At 60.6% G+C, this 5,680-nt stretch carries 8 protein-coding genes; 3 read left to right on the top strand and 5 right to left on the bottom strand.

Features of this window, described 5'->3' with window-relative positions:
• The 3 genes from AB4Z11_RS20870 to AB4Z11_RS20860 form a co-directional block, all read right to left on the bottom strand.
• The coding region (locus tag AB4Z11_RS20870; protein WP_442027405.1) for an undecaprenyl-diphosphate phosphatase at positions 1 to 318 on the bottom strand (318 nt) is incomplete at its 3' end.
• Positions 319 to 454: 136 nt separating this feature from the next.
• Entirely contained in the window at positions 455 to 718 is a 264-nt protein-coding gene (locus AB4Z11_RS20865; protein ID WP_442027403.1) for a YkgJ family cysteine cluster protein, read from the bottom strand.
• Complete coding sequence (locus tag AB4Z11_RS20860) at positions 715 to 1,617, bottom strand: LysR substrate-binding domain-containing protein (protein WP_442027402.1); 903 nt, start codon at positions 1,615 to 1,617, stop codon at positions 715 to 717. The genes AB4Z11_RS20865 and AB4Z11_RS20860 overlap by 4 nt, the downstream gene beginning before the upstream one ends.
• 308 nt (positions 1,618 to 1,925) lie before the next feature.
• Here AB4Z11_RS20860 and AB4Z11_RS20855 point away from each other — a divergent pair, with 308 nt between their 5' ends.
• The gene (locus AB4Z11_RS20855) at positions 1,926 to 2,624 is read left to right on the top strand and encodes a hypothetical protein (protein WP_442027400.1); all 699 of its coding nucleotides are present in this window, start codon (positions 1,926 to 1,928) and stop codon (positions 2,622 to 2,624) included.
• Here AB4Z11_RS20855 and AB4Z11_RS20850 read toward each other — a convergent pair.
• Together AB4Z11_RS20850 and AB4Z11_RS20845 are read right to left on the bottom strand one after the other, a co-directional pair.
• Entirely contained in the window at positions 2,619 to 3,749 is a 1,131-nt protein-coding gene (locus AB4Z11_RS20850; RefSeq protein WP_442027399.1) for an MFS transporter, read from the bottom strand. The two genes, AB4Z11_RS20855 and AB4Z11_RS20850, sit on opposite strands and share 6 nt — an antisense overlap.
• A gap of 63 nt (positions 3,750 to 3,812) precedes the next feature.
• A complete protein-coding gene (locus AB4Z11_RS20845; RefSeq protein WP_442027397.1) occupies positions 3,813 to 4,118 on the bottom strand; it encodes a hypothetical protein in 306 nt (101 codons plus the stop codon).
• A 102-nt stretch (positions 4,119 to 4,220) separates the two neighbouring features.
• On the opposite strand from AB4Z11_RS20845, the gene AB4Z11_RS20840 reads away from it, so the two are divergent.
• Both AB4Z11_RS20840 and AB4Z11_RS20835 read left to right on the top strand, forming a co-directional pair.
• Positions 4,221 to 4,862 (top strand): TetR/AcrR family transcriptional regulator, encoded by a 642-nt coding sequence (locus AB4Z11_RS20840; RefSeq protein WP_442027395.1) that lies wholly within the window; start codon positions 4,221 to 4,223, stop codon positions 4,860 to 4,862.
• A 150-nt stretch (positions 4,863 to 5,012) separates the two neighbouring features.
• Positions 5,013 to 5,666, top strand: a complete 654-nt coding sequence (locus AB4Z11_RS20835; protein WP_442027393.1) for a protein-L-isoaspartate O-methyltransferase family protein — start codon at positions 5,013 to 5,015, stop codon at positions 5,664 to 5,666.
• Positions 5,667 to 5,680: the final 14 nt, after the last annotated feature.

Genomic DNA, 5,680 nt, shown 5'->3' with positions numbered 1-5,680 from the left:
CTTGATGGCTTTGTTGAACAGCAGGCCGAGCACGGCGGCTGGAATGAAGCCGATGATGATGTTGATGGCGAAGCGGCGCGAACGTTCGCTGGTGAACATGCCGGTCAGGACTTCACGGATCTTGCGGTGGTATTCCCAAATCACGGCAATCATCGCGCCGCCCTGGATCACAATCTCAAACACTTTGATTTTTTCGCCCGTGAAGTTCAGCAGGCTGCCGGCCAGGATCAGGTGGCCAGTGGAAGAAATCGGCAGGAACTCGGTAAATCCTTCTACGAGACCCATGATCAGAGCCTTCAGCGCGAGAATAATGTCCATTGTGATTTTGTTAAGTGGTCGGAGGGGTAACGCGGCGGGATGCTACGCGGGCACGAAGCTTACCACGAGCGGCCCCGAGCGAGCACTTCTCAGCAGCGTAGCGCGCTTCCGCGGCGCTGAATTTGCGCTGCCGCAGTCAGGGTGCAGTTGCCAGTTCGAGCTGGGTCAGCCAGTGCATGGCTTGCTCGCGGCTGTCACCGCACATTTCTTCCGATGGCTGGAGTCCGGCGCAGGAGGCGGGACGCTCGGGGCGGCCGAAGATCAGGCAGCGGTTGTCCTCGCCAAGCTGCACGCAGCGCACACCGGCCGGTTTGCCCTTGGGCATACCGGGAATGGGTGATGTGATGGAGGGCGYCGTGCAGCAGGCGCCACAGCCTGAGCGGCAAGTTGCGGTTTTCATGGGGCCGTTATTGTACCCTGCATCTCGGCCACTTCCTGGCGCAGCCAGTCGCAGAAGCGGGTGATCTTGCTCATGCCCTGCATGCTGCGCGCGACGATGATGCGGTAGCCGCGCTCGTAGGGCGCGCTCTCGCACTCCACCATTTTCAGCCTGCCACTGCACAGGTCTTCGTAGGCGATGGCGTGCGATACCAGTCCCACGCCGAGTCCGGCCACCGCTGATTGGACCATCACGGCGAAGTTCGTATAGGCGCGCGAGAAGTTATAGCTGCCTTTGTGGATACCGTTATGCCGCAGCAGCGCGATCCAGGTATCGGTGGTGAATTCGTGCAGCAGCGGGTAGCGGTGCAAAGTCTCCAGCGTGATTTCGGTTTCGCCGGGCTCCAGCAGCGACGGGCTGTAGACGGCGACCAGGTGATCGTGGAACAGCAAGTCCGGATCGCCCTGCACGGCGTCGTAGGTGCGCAGGGCGATGTCGGTGCTGCCGTCGCTCATATTGGCCAGGTTGTCGCTGGAGTCGATGCGGATATCGAGTTCGGGGTAGAGCTTGGTGAAGCGCGCAATGCGCGGCACCAGCCATTTGATCGCCAGCGAATGGGTGGTCGAAATGCGCAGGACTTTCTCCTCGTCGCCGCCCTGCAGCGCGGCCACCTTGGTCTGTAGCTCGGTCAGCGTGCGGTGCACGGTGGCGGCGAGTTCCTGTCCTTTTTCGGTCAGCGTGATGTGGCGCGGATGGCGCACGAACAGGTCGAAGCCCAGCGATTCCTCCAGTTGCTTGACCTGCAGACTGATGGCGGCCGGCGTCTTGTGCAGCTCCTGCGCGGCCAGTTTGAAGCTGCCCCAGCGCGCCACGCAGTCGAAATCGAGCAGGCCGGACAGGGAGCGCAGTGATTTACTCATAAATTAGTTTTTCTTGTGCTGAACTCGAAAATAACTCGTTTGATAACGCATTCTTACAGTAGCAGAATATAACTGTACATTACCATGAACAAGTTTTTTTATAAGGGAGGTCGTCCATGTACCAGCCACCCAAGGGGGCGTTTATGCCTGAGTTTTTAGCAGAACTGAAGAAGATCCTCGCGCAACTGGCGACCCAGCGCTGATGCGCGCTTGACTCCCCTCAAATGTCGCCGCTGGCGGCGGCCTACCATGGCACTATTGCGCGCCATGCGCGCGCGCCGGCTGCTAGGATCGAGAGGGGAGTTGAGATGACCATGCCGCTCCAGTTCGACAAGCCCGCCTATCTGAAAGTCCTGCGCGAGGCAGGAGTCCCACCCGACATCGCCGAGGCCCTCGCCGAAGCCATCGAGCAAGGCCTCGACCAACCCATCGTCCTGCCAGCCGACCTCGCTTTGCTCAAAGCCGAACTGCTGGCCAGATTCGGCGAAAAAGTCAACGAGACGAAGGCTGAACTGCTGACCGCAATCGACGAAAAGGTCAACGAGACGAAGGCTGAACTGCTGGCCGCAATCAGCGAAAAGGTCAACGACACGAAGGCTGAACTGCTGGCCGCAATCGGCGAAAAGGTCAACGAGACGAAGGCTGAATTGCTGACCGCAATCGGCGAAAAGGTCAACGAGACGAAGGCTGAACTGCTGGCCGCAATCGACGAAAAGGTCAACGAGACGAAGGCTGAATTGCTGACCGCAATCGGCGAAAAGGTCAACGAGACGAAGGCTGAACTGCTGGCCGCAATCGGCGAAAAAGTCAACGACACGAAGGCTGAACTGCTGGCCGCGATAAGCGAAAAAGTCAGCGAATTGAGGGTCGAATTGCTGGCCAGGATTGCTGCGCTGGAGAAGCGCGTCAATTTGCTCTTTGCGGTATCGCTGGCCATGAGCGCCGCCTCATTGGTATTAAGCGGCGCCACGTTGATGCTGCTGCGCGAAGTCCTGGCGCGCCTATGAGCGGTGGGGCGAGGCAGTCCAGCGGGCGCTGGCGGCGATCAGGAGCATGAAGCCGCCGAGGCCGGCGAAAGCGAAGTCGAGGCTGACGGCGTGGGCGACGAAGCCGATCATCGCCGGGCCGGACAGAATCCCTGCGTAGCCCAAAGTCGTGATCGCGCCGATCGCCAGGCTGGGCGGCATCGAGTGCTGATTGCCGGCCGCCGTGAACAGCACCGGCACGATATTCGAAGCGCCCAGGCCAATCAGCACGAAGCCGAGCAGGGCCACCGCCGGCGACGGCGCCAGCACCGCCCCGAAAAAGCCCAACGCCGAACACAGTCCACCCAGCAGCATCACGCGCTTGCCACCGAGGCGGCGCACCACGCGGTCGCCCGTCAGGCGGCCCACGGTCATGGCCACCGCGAAGGCGGCATAAGCCAGGCCGCCGCGTCCCGCGTCCATGCCGCGCTCCACAGTCAGCAGCACCGCGCTCCAGTCGAGAATCGCGCCTTCGGCCAGGAAGCACAGGAAACACAGCGCACCGATGAAAATCACGGCTCCGTGCGGCACCACGAAATGCGAGCCGCCGCCCGCTTCCGGCTCGCGCAGCAGGTGCGGACCGGCCAGCCATAATGACAGCGCTACCAGCAGCGCCACAACAATGCTCGATCCGGTTGGCGACAGTCCCAGCCACAGCAGCAGGGCCATCACGCCCGCGCCGATAAAGCCGCCCACGCTGAACAGGCCATGGAAACCGGACATCAGCGACTCGCCGCTCTCGCGTTCCACGATCACCGCCTGCACATTCATGGACACATCCAGCGTGCCCAGCGTCGCCCCAAACAGAAACAGGCAAGCGCCAAGCAGGAAGGGCGTCGGCGCCAGGGCCAGGCCCGGCAGAATCAGGCAGGCCAGAGCGCCGGAAATCAGCACCACCGGACGGCAGCCGAAGCGCGCCGACAGCATGCCGGTCACCGGCATGGCCATCATCGACCCCGCCCCCAGACAAAGCAGCAGCAAGCCGAGATCGGCCTCATTCAAGCCAAGGCGCAGCTTGGCGAAGGGCACCAGGGGCGCCCAGGCGGACATGGCAAGGCCGGCGGCAAGAAAAGCCAGCCGCGTCGAGTAGCGGTGTGCGGAGTTCATAAGGGCATGACGATACCGGCACCCGCGCACGGGTGCAAGCGTATCCTGCCTCCGCGCCAGCGCTCAATGCAGAATACGGCGCGCCCTGCCGCCAAACGCTCGCAGCAGTTCCGCGCAACTGACATGGATCAGCCCCAGGTGGGCATCGCGCATGACCCAGGACGTTGACTTGTCCCCATYACGCCTGGCCACCTCGCGCTGTACCAGTTCGGTCAGGCGTTCCTCCAGCAATTGGCGGTAATACGGCGACGTCTGGCTGCCGGCATGGATTTGGGCGTACAGGTCCGCCCCTTCCCATAATTCAGCGATGCGCTGATCCCCCAGCCCGGACGTAACCGCCAGGACTTGCAGTGAATGTTTATTATCCATTTTTGTTCTCTCCCGTCTGATCAGTATTGTCCAATCTTGACGTCATTCAAGTTGTTATCTACTATTAATGACCAATAAGTAAGTTACCCATTCACTGTTTTTATGCAATCCCCGAACGAAACCAAGCCCCGCTGGGAGCGCCGCAAGGATGCCCGCCCGCAGGAGCTGCTGGCGGCTGCCCTCGAACTCTTCGTTGACCGTGGCTTTGCCGCCACGCGCCTGGAGGATGTCGCCCGCGCCGCAGGCGTGTCCAAGGGCACGTTGTATTTATATTTTGAAAACAAACAGGAGCTGTTCAAGGCCGTCGTGCGCGAGAACATCGTGCAAGTGATCGGCGAGGCCGAGCTGGAACTGGCCGGCGCCGAAAATGTCTCCAGCGAAGAGCTGCTGCGGCATATGCTGGAAAAGTGGTGGAACCACGCCAACGAGTACCGCGCCGCCGGCCTGATGCGTCTGATGATGGCCGAGTCCGGCAATTTCCCCGAGCTGGCCCAGTTTTATGAAGAAGAAGTCAACGAACGCGGCGGCGCGCTGCTGGAAAAAGTGATCCAGCGCGGCATCGCGCGCGGCGAATTCCGCCAAGTCGATTCGCACGCCATGATGCAGGTGGTGATCGCGCCCATCATGATGCTGGTGATGTGGTCCCACAAGTTCTTCCCCTGCGATAAGCAGGAAGTCGACCCGGTCGCCTATATGGATGCCTTCCTCGGCCTCGTGAAACGGGGCCTGGCGCCTGAAAAATAGGCATTGGCTGGTGATTTTGGTGCATTCAATCCCTGAAATCTGCAGACTGTCGCAATTTTCCGCTATCCATTGTCATTATCGTTAATATGCCCACCTGACCAGTTCAACGATAAAATGATGGATTGTTTATCCCTCACCGAGTCATTAAAGATGAATATCGAACAAGCCCGTTTCAATATGATCGAACAGCAGATCCGTCCATGGGATGTGCTGGATACGGACGTTCTCGATCTGTTGCTGGTCGTAAAACGCGAAAACTTCGTGCCGGAAGCGCACAAGAACCTGGCATTTGTCGACACGATGATCCCGCTGGCCGATGGCGAATCCATGCTGACGCCAAAGCTGGAAGCGCGCATCGTGCAGGATGTTGCTACTAAAAAGCACGAAAACGTGCTGCTGGTTGGCGCCGGCACCGGTTACCTGGCAGCCCTGCTGTCGCACCGTGCGCGTCACGTGACCGCCGTCGACATCTCGCCGGAAATGAAGGCGATCGCCGAAAAGAACCTGGCGGCCAMCGGCATCAGCAATGTGTCGGTGGAACTGGGCAATGCGGCCCAGGGCTGGGCCAACGGCGCGCCGTTCGACGCGATCGTGGTGTCCGGTTCGCTGCCGGTGCTGCCGGAAGCCCTGCTGCAAAACGTGAAGGTGGGTGGCCGTATCCTGGCCATCATCGGTGAATCGCCGGTCATGTCGGCGCACCTGATCACCCGCACGGGCGAGCACGGCTACGACACGAAGAAACTGTTTGAAACCGACGTGAAAGCGCTGAACGGCGCCGCCACGCCATCGCATTTCACGTTCTAAGGACGGAGCCATGC

The organism is Pseudoduganella sp. RAF53_2 (assembly GCF_052113985.1).
Taxonomy (GTDB): domain Bacteria; phylum Pseudomonadota; class Gammaproteobacteria; order Burkholderiales; family Burkholderiaceae_D; genus Rugamonas.
Note: the sequence above shows the minus strand (reverse complement) of the source record. Positions and strands in the feature narration are given on the sequence as shown.